The organism is Nocardioides pinisoli (genome assembly GCF_024199985.1).
Lineage (GTDB): Bacteria > Actinomycetota > Actinomycetes > Propionibacteriales > Nocardioidaceae > Nocardioides > Nocardioides pinisoli.
The window spans coordinates 93,234-117,125 of sequence record NZ_JANARS010000005.1 but is presented as its reverse complement, the minus strand read 5'-3'; the positions used below and the strand labels follow the sequence as shown (position 1 = coordinate 117,125).

Here is a 23,892-nt window from a genome sequence, read left to right as displayed (position 1 = left end):
TCAGCATCAGGAGACATTTGTGAAGAGCGCCGTCGAGACCTTGAGCCCCACCCGGGCCAAGCTGACCGTCGAGGTGCCCTTCGAGGAGCTCAAGCCGAGCCTCGACGCGGCGTACCAGAAGATCGCGAAGCAGATCAACGTCCCGGGCTTCCGCCGCGGCAAGGTCCCGCCGGCGGTCATCGACCGCCAGGTCGGCCGCGGCCCGGTCCTCGACGAGGCGATCAACGCCGTCGTCCCGCAGCAGTACATGGCTGCCCTGCAGGAGCACGACCTCGAGCCGCTGGCCCAGCCGGAGATCGAGGTGACGAAGTTCGAGGACAACGAGTCCCTCGAGTTCACCGCCGAGGTCGACGTCAAGCCCGACTTCGAGCTCCCCGCCTACGACGGCATCGAGGCCAGCGTCGACGACGTGGAGATCAGCGACGCCGACGTCGAGGAGCAGATCGAGGCGCTGCGTGAGCGCTTCGGCACCCTCGTCCCCGTCGAGCGCGCGGCCGCCGACGGCGACTTCGTCACCATCGACCTGGTCGCTGCCAAGGACGGCGAGTCCGTCGAGGGCGGCGAGGTCACCGGCATGTCCTACAAGGTCGGCCGCGGCGGCATGATCGACGGCCTCGACGAGGCCCTCGTCGGCCTCTCCGCCGGCGACGAGGCCACCTTCGACTCCGAGCTCGTCGGCGGCGACCTGGTCGGCGAGCCCGTCCAGGTCACCGTCAAGGTCACGGCCGTGCAGGAGCAGCAGCTCCCCGACTACGACGACGAGTTCGCCCAGCTCGCCTCCGAGTTCGACACGGCCGAGGAGCTCACCGCCGACGTGCGCGAGCGCCTGGGCCGGGGCAAGCGCCTCGAGCAGGCCGCCGCGGCCCGCGACGCGGTCCTCGAGGCCCTGCTGGAGAAGGTCACCATCCCGCTCCCCGAGGTGATGGTCACCGACGAGCTCAACGCCCGCCGCCAGAACGTCGAGCAGCAGCTCGGCTTCGCCGGCATCACCATGGAGAAGTACCTCGAGGACGAGGGCCAGACCCAGGAGGAGTTCGAGGCCGACCTCGAGCGCCGGGTCCGCGACGCCGTCGCCGCCCAGTTCATCCTCGACAAGATCGCCAAGAAGGAGGAGTTCGGCATCGACCAGGCCGAGCTCTCCGAGCACCTCGTGCGGCGCGCCCAGCAGTCCGGCCAGGACCCGCAGGAGTTCGCCAACCACATGTTCGAGCACAACCACATCCCCGAGCTCGTGCAGGAGATCCTGCGCGGCAAGGCGCTGGCGACGATCGTCGAGGCGGCGACCGTCAAGGACGCCTCGGGCAACGTGGTCGAGCTCAAGAACCTGCGTCCCGACGGCACGATCGGCGCGGAGCCGGTCGAGGCCAGCGCCGACGAGAGCACCGACGAGAGCACCGACGAGAGCACGGACGAGAGCACGGACGAGTCCGAGCAGGCCTGACCTGCCCCGCTCCACGACCGGCGTCCACCCCTCCCGGGTGGGCGCCGGTCGGCATCTCTGGGGCTGGGACCGTCAGCCCGGCTCGGTCTCGGCGAGGACGTCGAGGGCGTAGCGGGCGATCGCGGCGCGCTGGCGCGACCAGTGGTCGAGGGCGGCCTCGTCGGGGTCGTCGAGCCTCTCGAGCGGCAGGCTGGGCAGGCCGTTGAAGAGCATCAGGCTGACGGCGTGGCAGCGCCGGACCTCCCGCAGGGGGACGTCGAGGCCCTCGTCGGCGAGCCCGGCGGCGTACGACGCCACGCACGCGGCTGCCCGCTCGGACAGGTCGTCGGCGTCCTGGCGGCCGATCTGGATGTCGCCCACCAGCAGCTGGGCGAGGTCGAAGCCGACCGGCGACGAAGCTGTCGACGTGCCACGGCCGGGGGTCGATGCCGGCCAACTTTGCGACCGCCGGGCTGGCGGAGAGCCGTCCGAGCAGGCGCGCGGCGCGGACGCTGTCGTCGGCGTCCCACGGGACGGGGTCGGCGGCGACCGCCTCCATCCAGATGACGGCGGTCTCGTCGGGCCGCTCCTCGACCCGCAGTCCGCGCGGCATCGCGAGGCCGGCGGGGAGCCGCTCGCGCAGGTCGGAGGCGTAGACCAGGGGCTCGGCGCGCCACGGGAGCGAGGCGGCCGCCCACTCGCCGATCTCGGGCGGTACGTCGGCGAAGGCGGGGGAGTGGCGCCAGCTGTGCACCCGCTTCACGAAGAGGGTGAACTCGCGCACGCCGTGGCCCCGGCCGGCGTCGGCGTGGCCGCGCACCCACGTCCGGGCCCCGGTGAGGATCGACGGCACGTCGTAGGCGACGGGCTCGGCCGCGGAGTCGCAGAGCCGCACCGCCGGCAGGTCCCACAGGTGGGCGACCATCGCCTCGAGCTCCGCGTCCGTCACGTCGTCGGCCCCGAGCACCTCACGCCGCGGCAGCAGCGCGAAAGTTGCTTTCATGGCTGGCTTCAAGAGGCTCCCGGCGGCCCGGCCGCACCTGCCGATGCTGATGGGGATGGTCTTCGGCAGGCTGCGGGCGCGGCTGGCCGTCGACGCTCCCGCGCTGCGCCCCTCCCAGCTGCGTGTCCTGGAGTGGCTGCCGCCGGAGGGGCTGACGATCAGCGTGCTGGCCGAGTGCACCGAGATGACCACGCAGGGGTGCGGTCAGTTCGTCCGCCAGCTCGAGGCGCTCGGCATGGTCGACGTCGCGGTGGCCGACCACGACGCCCGCGCCCGCGTCGTACGGGTCACCGAGGCCGGCCGCGACGCCCTGGCCCGCGCGGGCGCCGTCCTGGCGGCGTGCGACGAGGCGTGGGCGGCGCAGGTGGGCCCGGAGAGGTGGCGGGTCTTCCGCGAGGTGCTGGAGGAGGTCGCGCTCGGCTGAGCGTGCCGGCGGTGAATCCGCTGTGGGCGAACAGGGTGGGTCAGCGCGTGGAAGTGTCCGTCCTTCCGGCTAGTGTCGCCAGCGTGAACCAGAACTCCAGCCCAGCCCTCTCGCCCGAGATGAACGGCGCCGGTGGGATGTATGGCCTCGACGACCACATCTACCAGCGCCTCCTCCGTGAGCGCATCGTCTTCCTCGGCTCGGAGGTGCGCGACCAGAACGCCAACGCGATCTGCGCGCAGCTCCTCCTGCTCTCCGCGGAGGACCCGGAGGCCGACATCTTCCTCCACATCAACAGCCCCGGCGGCTCGGTCGACGCCGGCATGGCGATCTACGACACGATGAACTACATCCCCAACGACGTGGCGACCGTGGGCATGGGCCTGGCGGCCTCGATGGGCCAGTTCCTGCTCTGCGCCGGCACCAAGGGCAAGCGCTACGCCCTGCCCCACGCCCGCATCATGATGCACCAGCCGTCCTCCGGCATGGGTGGCTCGGCCTCCGACATCAAGATCCAGGCCCAGCAGTCGCTCCACATCAAGAAGGTGCTGCTCGACCTGATCGCCGAGCACACCGGCCAGACTGTCGAGCAGGTCGTGGCCGACGCCGACCGTGACCGGTGGTTCACCGCCGACCAGGCCGTCGACTACGGACTCGTCGACCAGGTCATCACCAGCGCCCGCGAAGCCGCCGACGAGGGCCGCCCGGCCCGGACCAAGGACTGACACCGATGAACTACTACATCCCCCAGTGGGAAGAGCGCACCTCCTACGGCTTCCGCCGCATCGACCCCTACGCCAAGCTGTTCGAGGAGCGCATCATCTACCTCGGCACGCCGATCAGCGACGACGTGGCCAACGCGGTCATCGCCCAGCTGATGTGCCTGGAGACGATGAACCCCGACACCGACATCAGCATCTACATCAACAGCCCCGGTGGCTCGTTCACCGCGCTCACCGCGATCTACGACACGATGCGATTCATCAAGCCCGACGTGCAGACGGTGTGCCTGGGCCAGGCGGCCTCGGCGGCGGCGATCCTGCTGGGCGCCGGCGCCAAGGGCAAGCGGATGGCGCTGCCCAACAGCCGCATCCTGATCCACCAGCCCTACACCGAGGGCACGTTCGGCCAGACCTCCGACATCGAGATCCAGGCCAACGAGATCCTCCGCATGCGCGAGCTGCTCGAGCAGATGATCGCCGACTCGTCGGGCAAGACCATCGAGCAGGTCAGCGCCGACATCGAGCGCGACAAGATCCTGACCGCCGAGCAGGCCGTCGAGTACGGCCTGATCGACGCGGTCATCGAGTCCCGCAAGGGTGCCCCGGCCCTCACGGGACGGTGAGCCGAGCCTGAGCAGGCGCTCGAAATGATGGTCGACGACATCTCGTGTCCGGTCCCCGTCCGGGGCCGGCACGGGGTACCGTCGTACGGCCCACTGCAAGACAGCACAGTGCAAGGTGTGGAGTGCCGGAGCCCCCATCCGGCGAGACTGGAGGACACGACTCGTGGCACGTATCGGTGACGGTGGCGACCTGCTGAAGTGCAATTTCTGCGGAAAGAGCCAGAAGCAGGTCAAGAAGCTCATCGCGGGCCCCAACGTCTACATCTGCGATGAGTGCATCGAGCTGTGCAACGAGATCATCGAGGAGGAGCTCGCCGAGGGTGCCGAGGTCAGCCTCGAGGAGCTCCCCAAGCCTCGCGAGATCTTCGAGTTCCTCAACTCCTACGTGATCGGCCAGGAGCACGCCAAGAAGTCCCTCGCTGTCGCGGTCTACAACCACTACAAGCGCGTCCAGGCCGGCCTGCAGCCGGTCAGCGGCAAGGCCAAGGACGACGTCGTCGAGGTCGCCAAGTCCAACATCCTGGTGATCGGGCCGACCGGTTGCGGCAAGACCTACCTCGCGCAGACCCTCGCCCGGATGCTCAACGTCCCCTTCGCCATCGCCGACGCGACCGCGCTGACCGAGGCCGGCTACGTCGGCGAGGACGTGGAGAACATCCTCCTCAAGCTCATCCAGGCCGCTGACTACGACGTCAAGAAGGCCGAGACGGGCATCATCTACATCGACGAGATCGACAAGGTGGCCCGCAAGGCGGAGAACCCCTCGATCACGCGCGACGTGTCCGGCGAGGGCGTCCAGCAGGCGCTGCTCAAGATGCTGGAGGGCACGACCGCCTCGGTGCCGCCGCAGGGTGGTCGCAAGCACCCGCACCAGGAGTTCATCCAGATCGACACCACCAACATCCTCTTCATCGTGGGTGGTGCGTTCGCGGGCCTCGAGCAGATCATCGAGCAGCGCGTCGGCAAGAAGTCGCTGGGCTTCACCGCGGAGGTGCGCGGCGCCGCCGAGCGCGAGGCCGACGACCTGCTGGCCCAGGTGCGTCCCGAGGACCTCACGAAGTTCGGCCTGATCCCCGAGTTCATCGGTCGCCTGCCGCTGATCGCCAGCGTGAGCAAGCTCGACCGGGAGGCGCTCGTCCAGATCCTCACCGAGCCGCGCAACGCGCTCGTCAAGCAGTACCAGAAGCTCTTCGACCTCGACGGTGTCGAGCTCGAGTTCACCGACGACGCCATCGACGCGATCGCCGAGGCGGCGCTCGAGCGCGGCACCGGCGCCCGTGGCCTGCGCGCGATCATCGAGGAGGTCCTCCTCTACGTCATGTACGACGTCCCCTCCCGCGGCGACGTCGCCAAGGTGATCGTGACCCGCGAGGTCGTCGAGGACGACGTCGCGCCGACCCTGATCCCACGCGAGACCGAGGGTCGGAAGAAGAAGTCCGCCTGATCCTGCCCCGGGCCGTGGCCCGGCCTGACTAGTCCGCGTAGTCATTTCGGACTATTCCGGGCTATCGACGCCGGACATGCGTCATGGCCCGGAGAGACTGGCGTCTCGTCAGCATGTGGGAAGGGGACCCAGTGGGGGTTGACCAGAAGCGGCCGCTCGTCGGCTTCGCGCTCGTCGCCGTGCTCTGTGCCGTCCTGATGTCGGTGTCGGTCAGTCGCGGGTTCGGTCTCAGCGAGATCGTGCACCCCGGCAAGCCCATCGCCGCCCCGGCCGAGCGCACCCCCGTCGAGCCGCCCGCCGAGGCTCCCGTGCCTGACGCGCCGGGCGTGATCCCGGCCGAGCTGAGCGCCCAGCCGCTGGCTGCGGTCGTGGGAGCCGCCGGCACCCAGGACTCGGGTACCGAGGTCTCCGAGGCTGGTGACTCCGGTCGTGGCGGCTCCGAGCCCGGCGGCTCCGACCTCGGCGGCTCCGACCTCGGCGACGGCGGACAGGACGTCGAGGACCAGGACCAGGCCTCGACCGACGACGACACCTCGGTGTCCGAGGACCGCGACGCCGAGAAGGCGCAGCGTGCGGCCGAGCGTGAGGCCGCGAAGGCGCAGCGCGAGGCTGCGAAGGCGCAGCGTGCGGCCGAGCGTGAGGCCGCGAAGGCGCAGCGTACGGCCGAGCGTGAGGCCGAGAAGGCGCAGCGTGAGGCTGCGAAGGCGCAGCGTGCCGCGGAGCGTGAGGCCGAGAAGGCGCAGCGCGCCGCGGAGCGTGAGGCTGCGAAGGCGCAGCGTGCCGCGGAGCGTGACGCCGCGAAGGCCCAGCGTGCGGCGGAGCGTGAGGCCGAGAAGGCCCAGCGCGAGGCTGCCAAGGCCCAGCGTGCGGCCGAGCGTGACGCCGCCAAGGCCCAGAAGGAAGCGGAGCGCGCAGCCGCCCAGGCCGCCGCGCAGGCGGCGACCGCTCCCGGCAACAACGGCAACGGCAACGGCAACGGCAACGGCAACGGCAATGGGCACGGCAAGGGCTGAGGCCTGCGAGGAGCACCCGGTGAGGACCGAGTACCACGCGTTCGTCGACGGGGATGTCGGGCGCTGCGGCGCCATCCTGCGCCACGTGGAGCCTCGGCGGATGCGGACGCGCACCGTGTTCAGGATGGGCGAGGACGCTCCGGTCTACCTCGTTGACCACGTCGTCGACCACGACGGTGATGTCCGGCGGTGGCGCCGGTTCACCTACCACGCACCCGGCTCGGAGACGCAGCACTCGGGCACGCGAGACGCCGACGGCACCGTCCACGTGGACGGGACCGTGGCGCCGGAGCTCACCGACACCGTCGGGGGGTACGGCGAGCACCTGGTCCTGGCGCAGATGCTCGCCGACGGCGAGGACGCCGTGTCCTACCTCCAGCTCGACGAGAGCGAGCCTGGTGAGGACGCACAGCAGGCGGAGCTGCGCAGGGTCGGGGTCGAGGCCACGGAGCTGCTGGACGGCTCCACCGTGGACGCCGAGCGCGTCCAGCTCGTCCTGGACGGACGATCCGCCAACACCCACTGGTGCATCGACGGTGTCGTCGTGAAGTCCGACTGGTGTGGCGCCCAGTCGTTCCTGGTCGACGACCTCGACGCGCTGTGCGCCGGGCTGGACCCGGAGGTGGCAGCGCGGATCAGGGAGTTCGCAGCGCCACCGACCGGGTCGTGACAGGCGCACCCGGCCAGACGCACGGATCCCCCTCACGCTGCGCGTGAGGGGGATCCGTCGAGGTCGGTTCAGTCCTCGGTGGGCGCCAGCTCGGCGGCGGTCACCCGCAGCTCGGTCGCGGACTCGTCGGTGACGAAGTCCAGGTCGCCGACGATCGTGCCGACGGCGCGGAGGTCGTCCTGCGCCTGCTGCGCGGCCTCCACGAGCACGGCCGGGCCGGTGATCTCCACGCGCGAGAGCGGGGCGCGCATCTTGGCCTTCGCCTGCGACTTGGCCCCACGGATGCCGGTGAGCGCGGCGGCCACGGCGTCGAGCACCAGCGGCTGCGAGGCAGCGGCCGAGCCGAGGTCGGCCGCCGTCGGCCAGGCGGCGTGGTGGATCGAGTCGTCCTGCCACCACGACCAGACCTCCTCCGTGGCGTAGGGCAGGAACGGGGCGAGCAGCCGCAGCTGGACGTGCAGCGCGATGGCCAGCGTGGCGCGCGCGGAGTCGGTGCCGGCGCCGCCCTCGGCGTCGTAGGCCCGCTCCTTGACGAGCTCGAGGTAGTCGTCGCAGAACTCCCAGAAGAACTTCTCGGTGACCTCGAGCGCGGTCGTGTAGTCGTAGGCGTCGAAGGCCTCGGTCGCGCGACGGACGACCGCCTCGAGCCGGCCGAGCAGGGCGCAGTCGACCGGGGCGCTGACCACGGCCGGGCTGAGCTCGGTGGCGCCGACGTTGCCGAGGACGAACTTCGAGGCGTTGAGGACCTTCATCGCCAGCCGGCGGCCGACCTTCATCTGCGACTCGTCGAACGGCGAGTCGCTGCCCGGGCGGCCGATCGCGGCGCGCCAGCGGACGGCGTCGGCGCCGTACTTGTCGAGGATGTCGCTCGGCACCACGACGTTGCCCTTGGACTTCGACATCTTCTTGCGGTCGGGGTCGACGATGAAGCCGGAGATCATCGCGTGCGTCCACGGAGCCACCTGGTGCTCGTAGTCGGCGCGGACGACGCGGGAGAACAACCAGGTGCGGATGATGTCGTGGGCCTGGGTGGCCAGGTCGTAGGGGAAGACCCGTGAGAACAGGTCGTCGTCGACCTCCCACATGCCCGCGATCTGCGGCGTCAGCGACGAGGTGGCCCAGGTGTCCATCACGTCGGGGTCGCCGATGAAGCCGCCGGGCTTGCCCCGCTGGTCCTCGGTGTAGCCGTGCGGCGCCTGCGTCGACGGGTCGACGGGGAGCTGGTCCTCGCTCGGCATGAGCGGGTGGTCGTGGTCGGGCTCCCCGTCGGCGTCGAGGGGGTACCAGACCGGGAACGGGATGCCGAAGAACCGCTGTCGCGAGATCAGCCAGTCGCCGTTGAGGCCGCCGACCCAGTTGTCGAAGCGGTGCTTCATGTGGGTCGGGATCCAGGTGATCTCCTCGCCGCGGACCAGCATCTCCTTGCGGAGCGCCGCGTCCCGTCCGCCGTTCTTGATGTACCACTGGCGGGTGGCGACGATCTCGAGCGGCTTGTCGCCCTTCTCGTAGAAGTTGGCCATGCGCTGCGTGGGCGTGGGCTCGCCGTCGAGGTCGCCCGACTCGCGGAGCAGGGCGACCATCGCCTCGCGGGCGCTGAAGGTCGTCTTGCCGGCCATCTCGGCGTACGCCGTCGCGGCTCCCTCGGCCCCACCCGAACCAGCACTGAGCCACTCGGGCGTCTCGCGGGTGAGGCGGCCGTCGCGGCCGACGACCGTGCGGACCGGGAGGTCGAGCTCGCGCCACCACATGACGTCGGTGAGGTCACCGAACGTGCAGCACATCGCGATGCCCGCACCCTTGTCGGGCTCGGCGGCCGGGTGGGCGAGGACCGGGATCTCGACGCCGAACACCGGCGAGGTGACGGTGGTGCCGAAGAGGTCCTGGTAGCGCTCGTCGTCGGGGTGCGCGATCAGGGCGACGACGCTCGGGATCAGCTCGGGCCGCGTGGTCTCGATGTGGATGGGCCTGCCGTCAGGCTTGTGGAAGGCCACGCGGTGGTAGGCGCCCGGGTAGTCGCGGGCCTCCAGCTCGGCCTGGGCGACGGCGGTCTGGAACGTGACGTCCCACAGGGTCGGCGCCTCGGCGAGATAGGCCTCGCCGCGGGCGAAGTTGCGCAGGAAGGCCCGCTGGCTGACGGTGCGCGAGTGGTCGCCGATCGTCGTGTAGGTCGGGTTCCACTGGACCGAGAGCCCGAGCTGGCGCCACAGCGCCTCGAAGGCCTTCTCGTCCTCGACGACGAGCTGCTCGCACAGCTCGATGAAGTTGGGTCGGCTGACCGAGACCTGCTTCTTCGGGTCGGGCTTCTCCGGCGGGGTGAAGTCGGGGTCGTAGGGCAGGCTCGGGTCGCAGCGGACGCCGAAGTAGTTCTGCACGCGGCGCTCGGTCGGCAGGCCGTTGTCGTCCCAGCCGATCGGGTAGAAGACCGCCTTGCCCTGCATGCGCTGGTAGCGCGCGATGAGGTCGGGGTGGCTGTAGGAGTAGACGTGGCCGACGTGCAGCGAGCCGCTGACGGTCGGCGGGGGAGTGTCGATCGAGTAGACGTTCTCCCGCGGCTGGGTGCGGTCGAAGGCGTAGGTGTCGTTGTCCGCCCACACGCGCGACCACTTCTCCTCCAGGCCCTCCAGCGCCGGTCGCTCCGGTACGACGACGGCACGCGGGTCGGTGCTCGATGTCGTCGGACCGGCCTCCGGGGCCTGGGTGCTGGGGTTCTCAGTCATGCACCGAGTCTATTGACGGGCCTCCGGCCTGCGAAAACGAGTATCGAGGCCGGCGTGGTCGCGCCTAGCGTGGCGACATGGCCCTCCCGACCGACGACGCCTGGACGCTCGACTTCCACGACGCCCCCCAGCCCTTCCTCGACGCCGCCGGCGCGCTCCTCGCCGCCGACCCGGTGCTGGGCAGCGTGATCGCGAGCGTGACCCAGCGGGCCGCCCGCGAGCTCGCCGACGGCCGGGACTCCTGGGCCGAGGCGGGCGCCCCCTTCGAGCGGTGGTGGGTCGTCGTCCGCGACGGGCACGGCGACGTGGTGAGCGCGGCGATGCGCACCGCACCCTTCCGGCCCCACCCGACCTTCTCCATGCCGATGCCCGACGGGGCGGCCCGTGCGCTCGCAGCCGCCCTCCACGAGCGGGGTGAGCACCTCGGGGGCGCCAACGGCGCCCTCCCGGGGGCCGAGGTGCTGGCCCGGGCCACCGCGGAGCTCTCCGGCGGCGAGCTGGTCGTCGACAAGGCGACCCGGCTCTGGGAGTGCACCTCCGTCGAGGTGCCGCCGGCACCGGAAGGACGACTGAGGCGGGCGACCGAGGCGGACGCCGAGCTGGTGCTCGCGTGGTTCACCGCGTTCCACGCGGAGGCCGACGAGCAGGCGGGCCGTGAGCCGGACCCGACGGCGGGCGAGCACAACACGCTCGACAGCGTCCTGGTCCGGATCCGGGAGGGCGTGGAGTGGCTGTGGGAGCTCCCCGACGGCACCCCCGCGCACCTCACCGGGGCGGGGCTGCCGTCCTACGGCGTCTCCCGCATCGGACCGGTCTTCACGCCCAAGGAGTTCCGCGGCCGCGGCATCGCGTCGTACGTCGTCGGCGAGCTCACGCGGCGCGGCCTCGAGTCGGGGCACCGGATGTGCCTGTTCACCGACCGCGCGAACCCGACGTCCAACAAGGTCTACGCCGCCCTGGGCTACGAGCCCACGGTGGACATGGCCGAGCACGTCGTAGGCCTGCCCGACGGCGACTCGTCGCGCGGCGCGGAGGTCAATAGACTCGCGGGGAGATGACTGACCCCCACGACACCGCCGCTGACGCCCCCCGCCTCGCCGAGACCTTCGCCGAGGTCGAGGACGCGCTGCTCTCCCGCTGGCCGGAGACCAGGCTGGAGCCCAGCCTCGACCGGATCCAGGCCTTCACCGAGCTGCTCGGCCAGCCCCAGCACTCGTTCCGCTCGATCCACCTCACCGGCACCAACGGCAAGACCAGCACGAGCCGGATGATCGAGACCCTGCTGCGCGCGCTCGACCTGCGCACCGGCCGGTTCACCTCCCCGCACCTCGAGCGGATGAGCGAGCGGATCAGCATCGACGGCGAGCCGCTGGACGACGAGGCCTTCGTCCGCGCCTTCAACGACGTCGCCCCCTACACCCACCTCGTCGACGCGGAGCAGGAGCACCCGCTCAGCTTCTTCGAGACGATCGTCGCGATGGCCTACGCCGCCTTCGCCGACGCCCCGGTCGACGTGGCCGTGGTCGAGGTCGGCATGGGCGGCACCTGGGACGCCACCAACGTCATCGACGCCGACGTCGCCGTCGTGCTGCCGGTCGCCGTCGACCACGCGAAGTACCTCGGCGAGGACGCCGTGACCATCGCGGCCGAGAAGGCCGGGATCATCAAGCCCGGCTCCGTCGTCGTCCTGGCCGAGCAGACGCCGGAGGTGGCCGCCGTGCTGATCGAGCGCGCCGCCGAGGTCGGCGCGACCATCGCCCGGGAGGGCATGGAGTTCGGCGTCCTGTCCCGCACGCCCGCCGTCGGCGGCCAGGTCGTCTCGCTCAAGGGCCTCCGCGCCGAGTACGACGACCTGTTCCTGCCGATCTACGGCGCCCACCAGGCCCAGAACGCCGCCGTCGCCCTGGCCGCGGTCGAGGCGTTCGCCGGGTCGGAGGCGCTCGACGACGAGGTCGTGCGCGCGGCCTTCGCCGAGGTCTCCTCGCCGGGTCGGCTGGAGATCATCCGGCGCAGCCCCACGATCGTGCTCGACGCCGCGCACAACCCCCACGGCGCCGAGGCCGCCGCCGCCGCGCTGGAGGACTCCTTCTCCTTCAGCCCGCTGATCGGGGTGATGGGCGTGATGGAGGACAAGGACCACGACGGCGTGCTCGCCGCCTTCGAGCCGCACCTCGCCCACCTGGTGTGCACCCAGAACTCCACGCCGCGGTCCATGTCGGCCGCCGCTCTCGGTCGCGCCGCCGCCGAGATCTTCGGCGAGGACCGCGTCAGCGTCGTCCCCGACCTGGCCGACGCGATCGAGCGGGCCGCGACGCTGGCCGAGGCGGGGGAGGCCATCGACGTCTCCATCGGCTCCGGCGCGGTGCTCGTCACCGGGTCGGTCGTCACCGTGGGCGAGGCGCGGTCCCTGCTGAAGGGGCGCCGATGAGCACGCCCGAGACCCCCACCAACACCGAGCGCTCCCCGCGGCGAGGGATGGCCGCGGCGGTGCTGAGCCTCGAGGCGATCACCCTCGGGCTGACGACGCCGGTGATGATCACCATCGCCGACGTCCCGGCCGGCACCGCCGTGGCCGTCGGCCTCGGTCTCGCGGTCATGTGCCTCCTCCTGGCCGGGATGCTGCGCGCCGAGTGGGCCTACCTCGCGGGCTACGTGGTGCAGGTCGCGGCCGTCGGCCTCGGCTTCGTCGTCCCCGTCATGTTCGGGCTCGGCGCCGTCTTCGCCGCGCTCTGGACGGCCGCGGACCTCCTCGGCCGCAAGATCGAGCGCGAACGCGCCGCCGCGTGGGCGGCGTACCGCGCTGAGCAGGGCTGAGCCGCCTCGCTAGGCTGCGTCGCATGACCGACGTCCAGCGTTCCCTCGTCCTCGTCAAGCCCGACGGCGTCCGCCGTGGCCTCTCGGGCGAGATCCTCCGCCGGATCGAGGCCAAGGGCTACACGCTCGCGGCCGTCGAGCTGCGCACCGCGACCCCGGAGATCCTCGCCGAGCACTACGCCGAGCACGAGGGCAAGCCGTTCTACGGCCCGCTCGTGGAGTTCATGCTGTCGGGCCCGGTGCTCGCGGTCGTGATCGAGGGCCAGCGCTGCATCGAGGGCTTCCGCTCGCTCGCCGGCGCCACCGACCCGACCGTCGCCGCACCGGGCACCATCCGCGGCGACCTGGGCCGCGACTGGGGCCTGGCCGTCCAGCAGAACCTCGTCCACGGGTCGGACTCCGAGGAGTCGGCCGCCCGCGAGATCGGCATCTGGTTCAACGACCTGGCCTGACCGCCGCGCGTGTCCTCCCGGGAAGACCCGCTCCCGCTCCTTAACCTGAGCGTGGGTCGGCAGCCCTGCTGACTCCTCTTCCCGGCACGACCCGACCTGCGAGGGCAGCAGCGGCATGGCACTGAATGGCACAACAGGGGGCTTCATCGGCCGCGACATGGCCGTGGACCTCGGCACCGCCAACACGCTGGTCTACGTCCGCGGGCGGGGCGTCGTCCTCGACGAGCCGTCCGTCGTCGCGATGAACACCACCACCGGCGAGGTGCTGGCCGTCGGCCACGAGGCCAAGCGGATGATCGGTCGCACCCCCGACAGCATCGCCGCCATCCGCCCGCTCAAGGACGGCGTGATCGCCGACTTCGAGGCGACCGAGCAGATGCTGCGCTACTTCATCCACCAGGTGCACCGCCGCCGCTACTTCGCCAAGCCCCGCATGGTCATCTGCGTGCCGAGCGGCATCACGGCCGTCGAGCAGCGCGCGGTCAAGGAGGCCGGCTACCAGGCCGGTGCCCGCAAGGTCTACATCGTCGAGGAGCCGATGGCGGCTGCGATCGGGGCCGGGCTGCCCGTCCACGAGGCCACGGGCAACATGGTCGTCGACGTCGGCGGCGGCACCACCGAGGTCGCGGTCATCAGCCTGGGCGGCATCGTCACGAGCCTGTCGGTGCGCACCGCGGGCGACGACCTCGACCAGGCGATCATCGCGTGGATGAAGAAGGAGTACTCCCTCATGCTGGGGGAGCGCACGGCCGAGGAGATGAAGATGACCCTCGGCTCCGCCTTCCCGCTGCCCAGCGAGCCCGACGCCGAGATCCGCGGCCGCGACATGGTCTCCGGCCTGCCCCGCACCGTCGTCGTCTCCAGCTCCGAGCTGCGCCAGGCGCTCGAGGAGCCGCTGCACAGCATCATCGACGCCGTGCGCACCACCCTCGACCAGACGCCGCCCGAGCTGGCCGGCGACATCATGGACCGGGGCATCGTCCTCACCGGCGGCGGCGCGATGCTGCGCGGCCTCGACGAGCGGCTGCGCCACGAGACCGGCATGCCCGTCCACGTCGCCGAGGACCCGCTGTCCTCGGTGGCCTACGGCGCCGGCAAGTGCGTGGAGGAGTTCGAGGCGCTCCAGCAGGTCCTGGTCTCCGACCCGAGGCGCTTCTGATGGGCGCCTTCGGGGGGCGGGAGGTCCGCGAGCGACGCTGGACCGGCCTCGACAAGCTGGAGTCGCGCAACCGTGCGCCGCGGTCGCTGCTCGTCGCGCTGGTCCTGGCCAGCGTCACGCTCATCACGCTCGACGTGTCCGGCGACGGTGCCTCGCCGCTCGAGCCGGCCCGACGCGTGGTCGGCGAGGCCTTCGGTCCCGCCGAGGCCGGCGTCGCCGCCGCCGTGCGTCCCTTCACCGCCGTGCCCACCTGGTTCCGCAGCAAGGGCGACCTCGCCGACCAGGTGCGTGACCTCGAGGCCAGCAACGCCGAGCTCAAGGGCCAGGTCGAGCTGGCCGGCTTCGAGCGCAACCGCCTCGAGCAGTACGACGGCCTCACCACCGCCGCGGAGGACCTGGGGTCGGCCCTCGTCCCGGCCCGCGTCGTCGCGCTGGGATCGCGCCAGTCGCAGAGCTTCACGGTCACCATCGACGCCGGCTCGGAGGCGGGCGTCGGTCCCGACATGACGGTCGTCAACAACGACGGCCTCGTGGGTCGGGTGCTGCGGGTCACCCGCACCACCGCCACCGTGCTGCTCGTCATCGACCCCGACTCCACCGTCGGCGGCCGCGTCGGCTCCAGCATGGAGATCGGGTTCGTCACCGGCAGCGGGTCGCTCGACCAGAAGTCGGGGCTCGACCTGCGGCTCGTCGACGACGCCTCGGTCCCGGCCCGCGACGACACCGTCGTGACCTGGGGCAGCACGACCGGTCCCTACGCCCCGGGCGTGCCGATCGGCACCATCACCGAGGTCTACAGCTCGCTGCGCGAGGCCTCCCAGCGAGCCGTGGTCAAGCCCTTCGTCGACTTCTCCGCCCTCGACGTCGTGGGTGTGATGGTCCCGAGCGGCTCGCGCAGCGACCGCGCCGTCATCGAGGCCGACGGGAGCCTCCGGTGAGCTACCTCCGCTGGGGCGTCGCCCTCGCCGCCGTCGTCGTGGCGCTCGTCGTCCAGGTCACGCTGTTCCCGCACGTCGCCTGGCACGGCATCGTGCCCAACCTCTGCCTGCTCGTCGTGGTCGCCGCGGCGCTGACGGTCGAGGCGCCGTTCGCCCTCGTCCTGGGCTTCGCCGCCGGCCTCACCCTCGACCTCGCGCCGCCGGCCGACCACGTCGCCGGTCGCTGGGCGCTCGCCCTGACCATCGCGGCGTTCGTCGCCGCCCGCGTGCGCCAGGACCAGAAGCCGACCGCCCTCGCCGTCGTCGGCACCGTCGCCGCGGCGTCGTTCGTGGCCACCTCGCTGTTCGCGCTGTCCGGCGTGCTGCTCCAGGACCCCGCCATGTCGGTCGCCGGACTCCTCGAGGTCGTCCTGGTCGCGGTCGCCTGGGACGTGCTGCTTACCCCGTTCGTGCTCCCGCCGCTGATGAAGCTCTTCGCCCGTCTCAGCCCGCAGTGGGCCTCGACGTGAGGCCCCCGACCGCGGCCAGGGGAGACCGGAGCCGGCTGCGCCTGGTGGTCGTGCAGGCGCTCGTCTTCTCCCTGTTCGCCACGTTGTTCGTCCGGCTCTACTACCTCCAGGTCATCGGTGGGGAGTCCTACCAGGCACAGGCCGCCGACCAGTCCGTGCGCGACATCGTCGTCCAGCCGCAGCGCGGGCTGATCGTCGACAGCCAGGGCCGACCGCTCGTGGCCAACCGCACGTCGTGGGTCATCTCGATGGACCGCACGCTCCTCGGCAAGCTGGGGGAGGGCCAGCGCACCGAGCTGGTCCGGCGCGTCGCCGTCGTGGTCGACGCGGAGCCCGAGGACGTCGAGGCCCGCCTCGTGACCTGCGGCGACCCCGGCAGCATCCGCGACGTCTGTTGGAACGGCTCGCCCTACCAGCCCGTCCCGGTCGCCACCGACGTGCCCAAGAGCGTCGCCCTGCAGGTGCTCGAGCAGCCCGAGGACTACCCCGGGGTGCTCGCCGAGCAGCAGAACGTCCGCTCCTACCCGCGGCCCTTCGGCATCAACCTCGCCCACGTGCTCGGCTACCTCAGCCCCGTGACCGAGGACGAGTACGACCTCGCCGCCGAGCGCGACGACCGCTCCCTCAACGGTGCCTCCGTCGTCGGCCGCGCCGGCGTGGAGAAGCAGTACGACGAGTGGCTGCGCGGCCTGCCCGGCTACCGCCGGGTGGCCGTCGACTCGATGGGCCGGGTGCTGGGCGACGACTCGCTCGTCGAGAGCACCCCCGGTGACACGCTCGTTACCTCGATCGACGCCAAGGTGCAGTCCGTCGTGGAGCGGCAGCTCGCCGAGCGCATCGCCTTCCAGCGCACGCAGCTCGACACCGTCACCGGCCGCAAGTACGCCGCCGACTCCGGCGCCGCGGTCGTCCTCGACGCCAAGACCGGCCGGGTGATCGCGATGGCGAGCCAGCCGACCTACGACCCCGACGTGTGGACCGGCGGCATCAGCGAGGAGCAGCTGAAGAGGCTGTACTCCGAGAGGGCCGGCACGCCGCTGCTCTCGCGCGCCACGCAGGGCCAGTTCGCCCCCGGCTCGACGTGGAAGCCCTTCATGACCGCCGGCGCGCTGACCAACGGCTACTCCACCGACACGGCGCTGCCGTGCTCGTCGGGCTTCCAGGTCGGCAACCGGGTGTTCAAAAACTACGAGTCCGGCGCCTACGGCAGCATCGGCTTCGCGAAGGCGCTCGAGGTCTCCTGCAACACGTTCTTCTACCGCATCGGCTACGACTTCTGGCAGCGCTTCGGAAGCGACCCGGCCGACATCGACGCCAGAGACCCGCTGGTCGAGGAGGCCAAGGAGTTCGGGTTCGGCTCGCGCACCGGCATCGACCTCCCCGGCGAGGCGCCCGGCCGGATCGCCGACCGGCACTGGAAGCAGGCCTACTACGAGTCGCAGAAGGACTACTACTGCGAGCTCAGCGCCAAGCCGCAGACCGCGGACACCAGTGACTTCGTCTACAAGTTCGCCCGGGAGTTCTGCCTCGAGGGCAACCTCTACCGCGCCGGCGACGCCGTGAACTTCTCGATCGGCCAGGGCGACACGATCGTCACGCCGCTGCAGCTCGCTCGCGGCTACGCCGCCTTGAGCAACGGCGGCACGCTGTGGGCACCGACCGTCGCCAAGGCCATCGTCAGCCCCGAGGGCAAGGTGCTGCGCCGCATCGCGCCGCGCAAGACGGGCGAGGTCGACGTGCCGCAGAAGTACCTCGACTACATCGACGGCGCGCTGGAGAACGTCTCCCGCGTCGGCACCATGGCCTGGAAGCTCGTCGGCTTCCCGATCGACGACGTCACGATCCGCGCCAAGACCGGCTCCGCCGAGGTCTACGGCAAGCAGTCGACCGGTTGGGTCGCGTCCTACTCCGAGGACTACGTCGTGGTGATGATGATCAGCCAGGGCGGCACCGGGTCGGGCTCCACCGGTGACGGCATCCGTGCCATCTGGGAGGCGCTCTACGGCGTCGAGGGCGAGACGGTGCGGCCGGCCCGCGCCGCGATCCCGGGCACCGTGCCACCGGCCCGGCTGCCGCAGTTCCTCGAGGACGGGTCGATCATGCCGCCCGTCCCCGACAAGGCAGCGCTCGACAAGGCGGGGGAGTGACTCCGATGACGGTGCTGTCCACGCGTCCGAGCAGCCGCCCCACCGGTCGTACGTCCGCCCGTCCGCTGCGGGCGGCGACCTCGCTGCGCGCACCCGGGCTCGACTGGCTGCTGATGCTGGCCGCGCTCGCGCTCGTCACCCTCGGCACCCTGCTCGTCTGGTCGGCCACCTCGACCCGTGCCGACCTCACCGGCGGCGACCCCAACGCCTACCTGCGCAAGCAGCTGGTCAACATCGCCATCGGCCTCGTGCTGATGGTCGCCGTGCTCGCCACCGACCACCGGTGGGTGCGGATCCTCGCCCCGCTGGCCTACCTCGCCAGCGTCGGCGGCCTGGTCATGGTCCTCGTGGCCGGCAGCACGATCAACGGGTCCCGGTCGTGGATCCAGCTCGCCGGCATGTCTATCCAGCCGGCGGAGTTCGCCAAGCTGGCCGTGGTGATCGGCATGGCGCTCGTCGTGGCCGAGCGGACCGAGCGGCGGTGGGGCCGCCGCGTCGGCAGCCTCGAGGTCGTCATCATGCTCGTGATCGCCGGGGTGCCCGCAGCGCTGATCCTCCTGCAGCCCGACCTCGGCACCATGCTCGTGCTGTCCGCGACGGTCTTCGGCGTGCTCGCGGTGGCGGGCGCCGGCCGGATGTGGCTCGCGGGCCTGACCGCGGGTGCGGTCGGCGGTGCCGTGGCGGCGGCGTCGCTGGGGGTGCTCAAGCCCTACCAGGTCGATCGCTTCCTCGCCTTCACCAACCCCGGGCTCGACCCGCGCGGCGCCGGCTACAACACCGAGCAGGCGCGCATCGCCGTCGGCAACGGCGGTCTCTTCGGCCAAGGCCTCTTCGACGGTTCGCAGACCCGCTCGGGCTTCGTGCCCGAGCAGCACACCGACTTCATCTTCACCGTCGCCGGCGAGGAGCTCGGACTCGTCGGCGCGGGCGTGCTCATCCTGCTCGTGGCGCTCGTGATCTGGCGCGCGCTCGCCATCTCCGCCCGCGCCGGCGACCTGTTCGGCCGCGTCGCGGCGGCCGGCATCGCCTGCTGGTGGGGCTTCCAGGCCTTCCAGAACATCGGCATGTGCCTCGGCATCATGCCGGTCACCGGGGTGCCGCTCCCGTTCGTGTCCTACGGCGGCAGCTCGCTGTTCGCGGGGATGCTGGCGCTCGGCCTGCTGCAGAACATCCACCTGAGGTCAGCCGGCCCGATCCGCCGCTGACCCTCCGCTGACCCGCCGCTGATCCGCCGCTGATCCGCCGTGAGTAGGCCGCACCACCGGCGGGGACGTAACCTGTGGGGGTCGGTGCAGCCGCTGCGCCCGCCCTTCCCCGGTCCCCGACCACGTCCCTAGCCCTGTCGAGGTGTTGCTGTCATGTCCGTCGCGTCGGTCTTCCCGCGCCTGGAGGCGAGGCTTCCGTCGGTGCAGAAGCCCATCCAGTACGTCGGTGGCGAGCTCAACTCGGTCGTCAAGGACTGGGACTGCGCGGAGTCCTCGGAGACCGGTGGACCGACGGTCCGGTGGGCCCTGATGTATCCCGACGCCTACGAGGTCGGCCTGCCCAACCAGGGCGTCCAGATCCTCTACGAGGTGCTCAACGAGCGCGACTGGATCCTCGCCGAGCGCACCTACTCGGTGTGGCCCGACATGGAGCAGGTGATGCGCGAGGGCGACGAGCAGGGCCCCATCCCGCAGTTCACCGTCGACAGCCACCGGCCCGTGGGCGCCTTCGACCTCTTCGGCCTGAGCTTCTCGACCGAGCTCGGCTACACCAACATGCTCAACGCCCTCGACCTGGCCGGGATCCCGCTCCACGCGGTCGACCGCGGCGAGGACGACCCGGTCGTGATCGCCGGCGGGCACGCCGCCTTCAACCCCGAGCCCATCGCCGACTTCGTCGACGCCGCCGTCCTCGGTGACGGCGAGGAGGTCGTGCTGGCCATCTCGGAGGTCGTGCGCGAGTGGAAGGCAGAGGACCGGCCCGGCGGGCGCGAGGAGCTGCTGCGCCGGCTCGCGGTCACGGGCAACATCTACGTCCCCCGGTTCTACGACGTGGTCTACGCCGCCGACGGGTCGATCGAGGCCGTCGTGCCCAACCGTCCCGGCATCCCGTTCCGGGTCCGCAAGCACACGCTGATGGACCTCGACCAGTGGCCCTACCCGGCCAACCCGCTGGTGCCGCTCGCCGAGACCGTGCACGAGCGCTTCTCGGTCGAGATCTTCCGCGGCTGCACCCGCGGCTGCCGCTTCTGCCAGGCCGGCATGATCACCCGCCCGGTGCGCGAGCGGTCCATCGAGACCATCGGCGACATGGTCGAGAACGGCATCCGCAAGTCCGGCTTCGAGGAGGTCGGCCTGCTGTCGCTGTCCAGCGCCGACCATACCGAGATCGGCGACCTCGCCAAGGGCCTCGCCGACCGCTACGAGGGCTCCAACGTCTCGCTGTCGCTGCCCAGCACGCGCGTCGACGCCTTCAACATCACGCTGGCCAACGAGTTCTCCCGCAACGGCCGTCGCTCGGGCCTGACCTTCGCCCCCGAGGGCGGCTCGGAGCGGATGCGCAAGGTGATCAACAAGATGGTCAGCGAGGACGACCTGATCCGCACCGTCGCGGCGGCGTACTCGCACGGCTGGCGCCAGGTGAAGCTCTACTTCATGTGCGGCCTGCCGCAGGAGACCGACGAGGACGTGCTGGCCATCGCCGACCTCGCCAAGCGCGTCATCAAGACCGGTCGCGAGGTCTCCGGCCGCAACGACATCCGCTGCACCGTCTCGATCGGCGGCTTCGTGCCCAAGCCGCACACCCCGTTCCAGTGGGCCCCGCAGCTCGACCACGAGGCCACCGACGAGCGGCTGCGCCTGCTGCGCGAGGTCGTCCGCGAGGACAAGAAGTACGCCCGCGCGATCGGCTTCCGCTACCACGACGGCAAGCCCGGCATCGTCGAGGGCCTGCTCTCGCGGGGTGACCGCCGCGTCGGCCGCGTCATCGAGGAGGTCTGGCGCGACGGTGGTCGCTTCGACGGCTGGAGCGAGCACTTCTCCTACGACCGCTGGATGCAGGCCGCCGAGCGCGGCCTCTCCGGGACTGGCGTGGACGTCGATTGGTACACCACGCGTGAGCGTGACTACGACGAGGTCCTGCCCTGGGAGCACCTGGACTCCGGCCTCGACAAGGACTGGCTGTGGGGTGACTGGGAGGACGCGCTCGCGGCCGCCGACGGCGCCGCCGTGCTCGATCAGGTTGGCGAAGTCGAGGACTGCCGCTGGACGCCGTGCTACGACTGCGGCGTCTGCCCCGAGATGGGCACCGAGATCCAGGTCGGACCGACCGGCCAGAAGCTGCTGCCTCTCAGCGTCGTCTGACGCGCCGGTCGCCCGTGGCGCCCGCCGTCACGACGGATCGGCGAGCGTCTCCAGGTCGAGCACCCGCACGTTGCCCGGGTCGTGCCGGGCCGCGAGGGACCAGATGGTGGTGTCCGCGTCGCCACCGGGGAGGCGGACCCGGTCCTCGTCGGCGACGTGGAAGTGGCCGTGGGCGAGGAGTCGGGGACGCACGCCGAGCACCGCCCGCGTCACCTGGGCCATGCCCTCGTCCGCGTAGGCGAGGGACGAGGCCGGCCAGCACATCGGGTTCTCCCTGACGTTGCGCCGCAGGATCGCCTCGACGGCCGGCACGCAGTAGGGGGACCGCGGACTGTCGTGGGTGAGCATCACGTCGACCGGACCGCCCGCGACGGCCGCCTCGACGTGCTCGTCGCGCAGGACCTCGGACGGCCACCAGTCCACCCCCTCCGTCAGCAGGTGCCGGTTGATCGACGGCGCGCTCCCGAGGGCGAGGAAGGTCCGTCCGCCCAGCGTCCACCGATGGCCGCGCGGCAGCATGGTGACGTGCTCGCTGACCGTCAGCGGACGCAGGCTCCCGTCGGCTGACTGCCACCGTCGCTCTGCCCAGAGCGCGTCGAGCCGCGCCCAGTTCTCGTGGTTGCCGGTGATGCAGTGCAGCGTGATGCCGTACGCCGCGCAGGCCGCCTCGATCCCTGCGAGCAGGCCGTCGGGGTCCGGTCCCATCCCGAACCGGAGGTCGCCGAGCTGGTAGGCCACCTCCACGTCGCCGCGCTCGCCCAGCACCCGCAGGCACTCGACCACGGCGCTGGTCTCGCCCTCGACATCGCCGATCAGTCCGACCCTCATGGGGGGATCCTTCCCGATCGGCACGCCGCAGACGCCTCGACACTGGCATGATCCGGCTCGTGCCACACGTGCTGGACCTCGGCTCCCGGAAGTTCTGGCAGCTCACGGGTCGTGAGGTCGACCTCGAGGGTCGGGAGCGGTGGCTCGACGCACCCGTGAGCCGGGTGCCCCGCGTGGGCGACGACTGGCTCGCGGCCGAGGCCGCCCGGCACGGAGGTGGGCTCGGCGCTGACGAGCCGCAGGCCGGGCTGCTGCCCTCCATGGCGGCGCTCGACGGTCCGGGCTTCGACTCGGCGCGGCTGCGACCGGAGGTCCGCGACTTCTACGAGCGCACGGCGGCGTGGCACATGGAGGTGTGGTCGGGCTGGTCGCCGGTCTTCTGGCCGGCCGGTGAGCTGGTCGCACGGCTCTGGGGTCGACGGGTCGAGCAGCTCGCCCTGCCCATGCGCCCCCTCGACGTCGCCCGCGGCATGGACAGCCGGGTCACCCCGATCCGCGACCGGCACGGCGACCAGGTGGCGGCCGCGTGGACCCGCACGCTGCGCGGCAGCGGCAGGCCGGTCTTCAGCGGCGCCTACTCGGCGCGCACCCTGCCCGGCGCCGACCGGCCCAGCGTCCACGTCGCGTTCCCGCTCGAGTCGGGCAACGTGCAGGTGTTCCTGCGCCCCCGCGTCACCGAGGACGGCGACCTGGTCCTGGAGTCGCCGCGCGGCCGTTTCGGCCAGGACGGGGCGTACGTCGTCGTCCGCGACCGTCGTGCCCACGCCGCGCGGGTCCCGCTCCACGAGACCTTCCACCTCTACGTCGACGCCGACGGGGTGCTGCGGACCGACCACGAGCTGCGGCTGTGGACGGCCTCGGCGGTCCGGCTGCACTACAAGCTCGAGCGGGTGTCGTGACGATCCACTCCTTCCACCTCGCCGAGGTGCCGCGACGGGTCGGCGTGCGCGCGCTCCTCCGCGGCCCGGCCCCGTCGACGCCCGGCCTCGACCACCTCGAGTGCCTGTCCCTCATGCGGCTCGGGGCACCGATCGTGTCGCCGGACCGCCTGCAGGTCCACCGGCTCGCCGTCTTCGCGCAGTGGCGCGACGAGGCCGCGCTCGAGCGCTTCCTGGCCCGCGACGCCCTGGGGCGCGACCTCGCCGGAGGCTGGCACGTCCGCCTCGAGTTCCTGCGCCGCTGGTCGACCGTCGCCGCGCTCCCGGGACTGCCCGTGCGGGCCGGCACCTGGCGGCAGGACGAGCCCGTCGTGGCCGTCACCCTGGCGCGCATGCGGATCCCCGAGCTGCCCCGGTTCCTCCGCAGCGGCCGGCCGGTCGAGCGACTCGTGCGCGACCACCCGGGCGTGACGCTCGCCGTGGCGGCGCTCCGCCCGCCGCGCACCGTCTCCACCTTCTCGGTGTGGCGGACCGTGCAGGAGATGGAGGACATGGTCCACGGACGCTCGGTCGTCCCCGACCCGTCGCGACACTCCGCGGCGATGGCCGAGCGGGACCGTCGCGACTTCCACCACGAGTTCGCGACCTACCGCTTCCGGGCGATCTCGGAGCACGGTTCGTGGGCGGGCCGGAGCGCGATCGTGCCGTCGACGGGCCTGCCCGGCGGCGGCCCGGCGTTGGGATAGCCTGACGCGCGCACGGAGCAGGACCGGCGCGCACCCGC

At 71.7% G+C, this 23,892-nt stretch carries 22 protein-coding genes; 19 read left to right on the top strand and 3 right to left on the bottom strand.

Going from position 1 to position 23,892, the window contains the following annotated elements:
- The first annotated feature begins 19 nt into the window (after positions 1-19).
- Positions 20-1,441 (top strand): trigger factor, encoded by a 1,422-nt coding sequence (tig, locus tag NCI01_RS12275; RefSeq protein WP_254181777.1) that lies wholly within the window; start codon positions 20-22, stop codon positions 1,439-1,441.
- Between the two features lie 72 nt (positions 1,442-1,513).
- Here the strand turns inward: tig and NCI01_RS12270 are convergent, their stop codons facing one another.
- Positions 1,514-1,801, bottom strand: a complete 288-nt coding sequence (locus NCI01_RS12270; RefSeq protein WP_254181776.1) for a hypothetical protein — start codon at positions 1,799-1,801, stop codon at positions 1,514-1,516.
- 620 nt (positions 1,802-2,421) lie between these two features.
- Here NCI01_RS12270 and NCI01_RS12265 point away from each other — a divergent pair.
- The 6 genes from NCI01_RS12265 (at position 2,422) to NCI01_RS12240 (ending at position 7,319) form a co-directional block, all read left to right on the top strand.
- The gene (locus NCI01_RS12265) at positions 2,422-2,847 is read left to right on the top strand and encodes a MarR family winged helix-turn-helix transcriptional regulator (protein WP_254181775.1); all 426 of its coding nucleotides are present in this window, start codon (positions 2,422-2,424) and stop codon (positions 2,845-2,847) included.
- A 119-nt stretch (positions 2,848-2,966) separates the two neighbouring features.
- Positions 2,967-3,572, top strand: a complete 606-nt coding sequence (locus NCI01_RS12260; protein WP_254182097.1) for an ATP-dependent Clp protease proteolytic subunit — start codon at positions 2,967-2,969, stop codon at positions 3,570-3,572.
- Between the two features lie 5 nt (positions 3,573-3,577).
- Positions 3,578-4,192 (top strand): ATP-dependent Clp protease proteolytic subunit, encoded by a 615-nt coding sequence (locus NCI01_RS12255; protein ID WP_254181774.1) that lies wholly within the window; start codon positions 3,578-3,580, stop codon positions 4,190-4,192.
- A gap of 163 nt (positions 4,193-4,355) precedes the next feature.
- Complete coding sequence (clpX, locus tag NCI01_RS12250; protein WP_254181773.1) at positions 4,356-5,636, top strand: ATP-dependent Clp protease ATP-binding subunit ClpX; 1,281 nt, start codon at positions 4,356-4,358, stop codon at positions 5,634-5,636.
- 131 nt (positions 5,637-5,767) lie between these two features.
- Complete coding sequence (locus NCI01_RS12245; protein ID WP_254181772.1) at positions 5,768-6,649, top strand: hypothetical protein; 882 nt, start codon at positions 5,768-5,770, stop codon at positions 6,647-6,649.
- A 19-nt stretch (positions 6,650-6,668) separates the two neighbouring features.
- Positions 6,669-7,319: a hypothetical protein gene (locus NCI01_RS12240; protein ID WP_254181771.1), complete on the top strand. Its 651-nt coding sequence runs from the start codon at positions 6,669-6,671 to the stop codon at positions 7,317-7,319.
- A 68-nt stretch (positions 7,320-7,387) separates the two neighbouring features.
- On the opposite strand, the gene valS is transcribed toward NCI01_RS12240, so the two are convergent.
- Entirely contained in the window at positions 7,388-10,036 is a 2,649-nt protein-coding gene (valS, locus tag NCI01_RS12235) for a valine--tRNA ligase (protein WP_254181770.1), read from the bottom strand.
- A gap of 77 nt (positions 10,037-10,113) precedes the next feature.
- On the opposite strand from valS, the gene NCI01_RS12230 reads away from it, so the two are divergent.
- The 10 genes from NCI01_RS12230 to NCI01_RS12185 all read left to right on the top strand — a co-directional run bounded on the left by NCI01_RS12230 (position 10,114) and on the right by NCI01_RS12185 (position 21,402).
- Complete coding sequence (locus tag NCI01_RS12230; RefSeq protein ID WP_254181769.1) at positions 10,114-11,094, top strand: GNAT family N-acetyltransferase; 981 nt, start codon at positions 10,114-10,116, stop codon at positions 11,092-11,094.
- Complete coding sequence (locus NCI01_RS12225; protein ID WP_254181768.1) at positions 11,091-12,464, top strand: bifunctional folylpolyglutamate synthase/dihydrofolate synthase; 1,374 nt, start codon at positions 11,091-11,093, stop codon at positions 12,462-12,464. The genes NCI01_RS12230 and NCI01_RS12225 overlap by 4 nt, the downstream gene beginning before the upstream one ends.
- On the top strand, positions 12,461-12,850 hold the full coding sequence (locus tag NCI01_RS12220; protein WP_254181767.1) for a DUF4233 domain-containing protein: 390 nt from the start codon (positions 12,461-12,463) through the stop codon (positions 12,848-12,850). The genes NCI01_RS12225 and NCI01_RS12220 overlap by 4 nt, the downstream gene beginning before the upstream one ends.
- A 23-nt stretch (positions 12,851-12,873) precedes the next feature.
- Complete coding sequence (gene ndk, locus NCI01_RS12215) at positions 12,874-13,302, top strand: nucleoside-diphosphate kinase (RefSeq protein WP_254181766.1); 429 nt, start codon at positions 12,874-12,876, stop codon at positions 13,300-13,302.
- Positions 13,303-13,417: 115 nt separating this feature from the next.
- On the top strand, positions 13,418-14,461 hold the full coding sequence (locus NCI01_RS12210) for a rod shape-determining protein (protein WP_254181765.1): 1,044 nt from the start codon (positions 13,418-13,420) through the stop codon (positions 14,459-14,461).
- Positions 14,461-15,399: a rod shape-determining protein MreC gene (gene mreC, locus NCI01_RS12205; protein WP_254181764.1), complete on the top strand. Its 939-nt coding sequence runs from the start codon at positions 14,461-14,463 to the stop codon at positions 15,397-15,399. Before NCI01_RS12210 ends, mreC begins: the two co-directional genes overlap by 1 nt.
- Positions 15,396-15,908 (top strand): rod shape-determining protein MreD, encoded by a 513-nt coding sequence (gene mreD, locus NCI01_RS12200; protein ID WP_254181763.1) that lies wholly within the window; start codon positions 15,396-15,398, stop codon positions 15,906-15,908. The genes mreC and mreD overlap by 4 nt, the downstream gene beginning before the upstream one ends.
- On the top strand, positions 15,905-18,055 hold the full coding sequence (mrdA, locus tag NCI01_RS12195) for a penicillin-binding protein 2 (protein WP_254181762.1): 2,151 nt from the start codon (positions 15,905-15,907) through the stop codon (positions 18,053-18,055). The genes mreD and mrdA overlap by 4 nt, the downstream gene beginning before the upstream one ends.
- A gap of 5 nt (positions 18,056-18,060) precedes the next feature.
- Positions 18,061-19,260, top strand: a complete 1,200-nt coding sequence (gene rodA, locus NCI01_RS12190; RefSeq protein ID WP_254182096.1) for a rod shape-determining protein RodA — start codon at positions 18,061-18,063, stop codon at positions 19,258-19,260.
- Positions 19,261-19,413: 153 nt separating this feature from the next.
- Positions 19,414-21,402 (top strand): TIGR03960 family B12-binding radical SAM protein, encoded by a 1,989-nt coding sequence (locus NCI01_RS12185; RefSeq protein ID WP_254181761.1) that lies wholly within the window; start codon positions 19,414-19,416, stop codon positions 21,400-21,402.
- 27 nt (positions 21,403-21,429) lie between these two features.
- On the opposite strand, the gene NCI01_RS12180 is transcribed toward NCI01_RS12185, so the two are convergent.
- Entirely contained in the window at positions 21,430-22,230 is an 801-nt protein-coding gene (locus tag NCI01_RS12180; RefSeq protein ID WP_254181760.1) for a metallophosphoesterase, read from the bottom strand.
- A gap of 59 nt (positions 22,231-22,289) precedes the next feature.
- Between NCI01_RS12180 and NCI01_RS12175 the strand changes: the two genes are divergently transcribed.
- Positions 22,290-23,129: a hypothetical protein gene (locus tag NCI01_RS12175; RefSeq protein WP_254181759.1), complete on the top strand. Its 840-nt coding sequence runs from the start codon at positions 22,290-22,292 to the stop codon at positions 23,127-23,129.
- Positions 23,126-23,854 (top strand): hypothetical protein, encoded by a 729-nt coding sequence (locus NCI01_RS12170; RefSeq protein ID WP_254181758.1) that lies wholly within the window; start codon positions 23,126-23,128, stop codon positions 23,852-23,854. The genes NCI01_RS12175 and NCI01_RS12170 overlap by 4 nt, the downstream gene beginning before the upstream one ends.
- The last annotated feature ends 38 nt before the right edge of the window (positions 23,855-23,892 follow it).

Excerpts from the sequence above, each read along its gene's own strand:
- NCI01_RS12220 (WP_254181767.1), top strand. The coding sequence starts at position 12,461 with ATGAGCACGCCCGAGACCCCCACCAACACCGAGCGCTCCCCGCGGCGA.
- NCI01_RS12230 (WP_254181769.1), top strand. The coding sequence starts at position 10,114 with ATGGCCCTCCCGACCGACGACGCCTGGACGCTCGACTTCCACGACGCC.
- NCI01_RS12185 (WP_254181761.1), top strand. The coding sequence starts at position 19,414 with ATGTCCGTCGCGTCGGTCTTCCCGCGCCTGGAGGCGAGGCTTCCGTCG.
- NCI01_RS12260 (WP_254182097.1), top strand. The coding sequence starts at position 2,967 with ATGAACGGCGCCGGTGGGATGTATGGCCTCGACGACCACATCTACCAG.
- NCI01_RS12255 (WP_254181774.1), top strand. The coding sequence starts at position 3,578 with ATGAACTACTACATCCCCCAGTGGGAAGAGCGCACCTCCTACGGCTTC.
- rodA (WP_254182096.1), top strand. The coding sequence starts at position 18,061 with ATGACGGTGCTGTCCACGCGTCCGAGCAGCCGCCCCACCGGTCGTACG.
- ndk (WP_254181766.1), top strand. The coding sequence starts at position 12,874 with ATGACCGACGTCCAGCGTTCCCTCGTCCTCGTCAAGCCCGACGGCGTC.
- mreC (WP_254181764.1), top strand. The coding sequence starts at position 14,461 with ATGGGCGCCTTCGGGGGGCGGGAGGTCCGCGAGCGACGCTGGACCGGC.
- NCI01_RS12225 (WP_254181768.1), top strand. The coding sequence starts at position 11,091 with ATGACTGACCCCCACGACACCGCCGCTGACGCCCCCCGCCTCGCCGAG.
- NCI01_RS12180 (WP_254181760.1), bottom strand. The coding sequence starts at position 22,230 with ATGAGGGTCGGACTGATCGGCGATGTCGAGGGCGAGACCAGCGCCGTG.
- NCI01_RS12265 (WP_254181775.1), top strand. The coding sequence starts at position 2,422 with ATGGCTGGCTTCAAGAGGCTCCCGGCGGCCCGGCCGCACCTGCCGATG.
- valS (WP_254181770.1), bottom strand. The coding sequence starts at position 10,036 with ATGACTGAGAACCCCAGCACCCAGGCCCCGGAGGCCGGTCCGACGACA.
- NCI01_RS12210 (WP_254181765.1), top strand. The coding sequence starts at position 13,418 with ATGGCACTGAATGGCACAACAGGGGGCTTCATCGGCCGCGACATGGCC.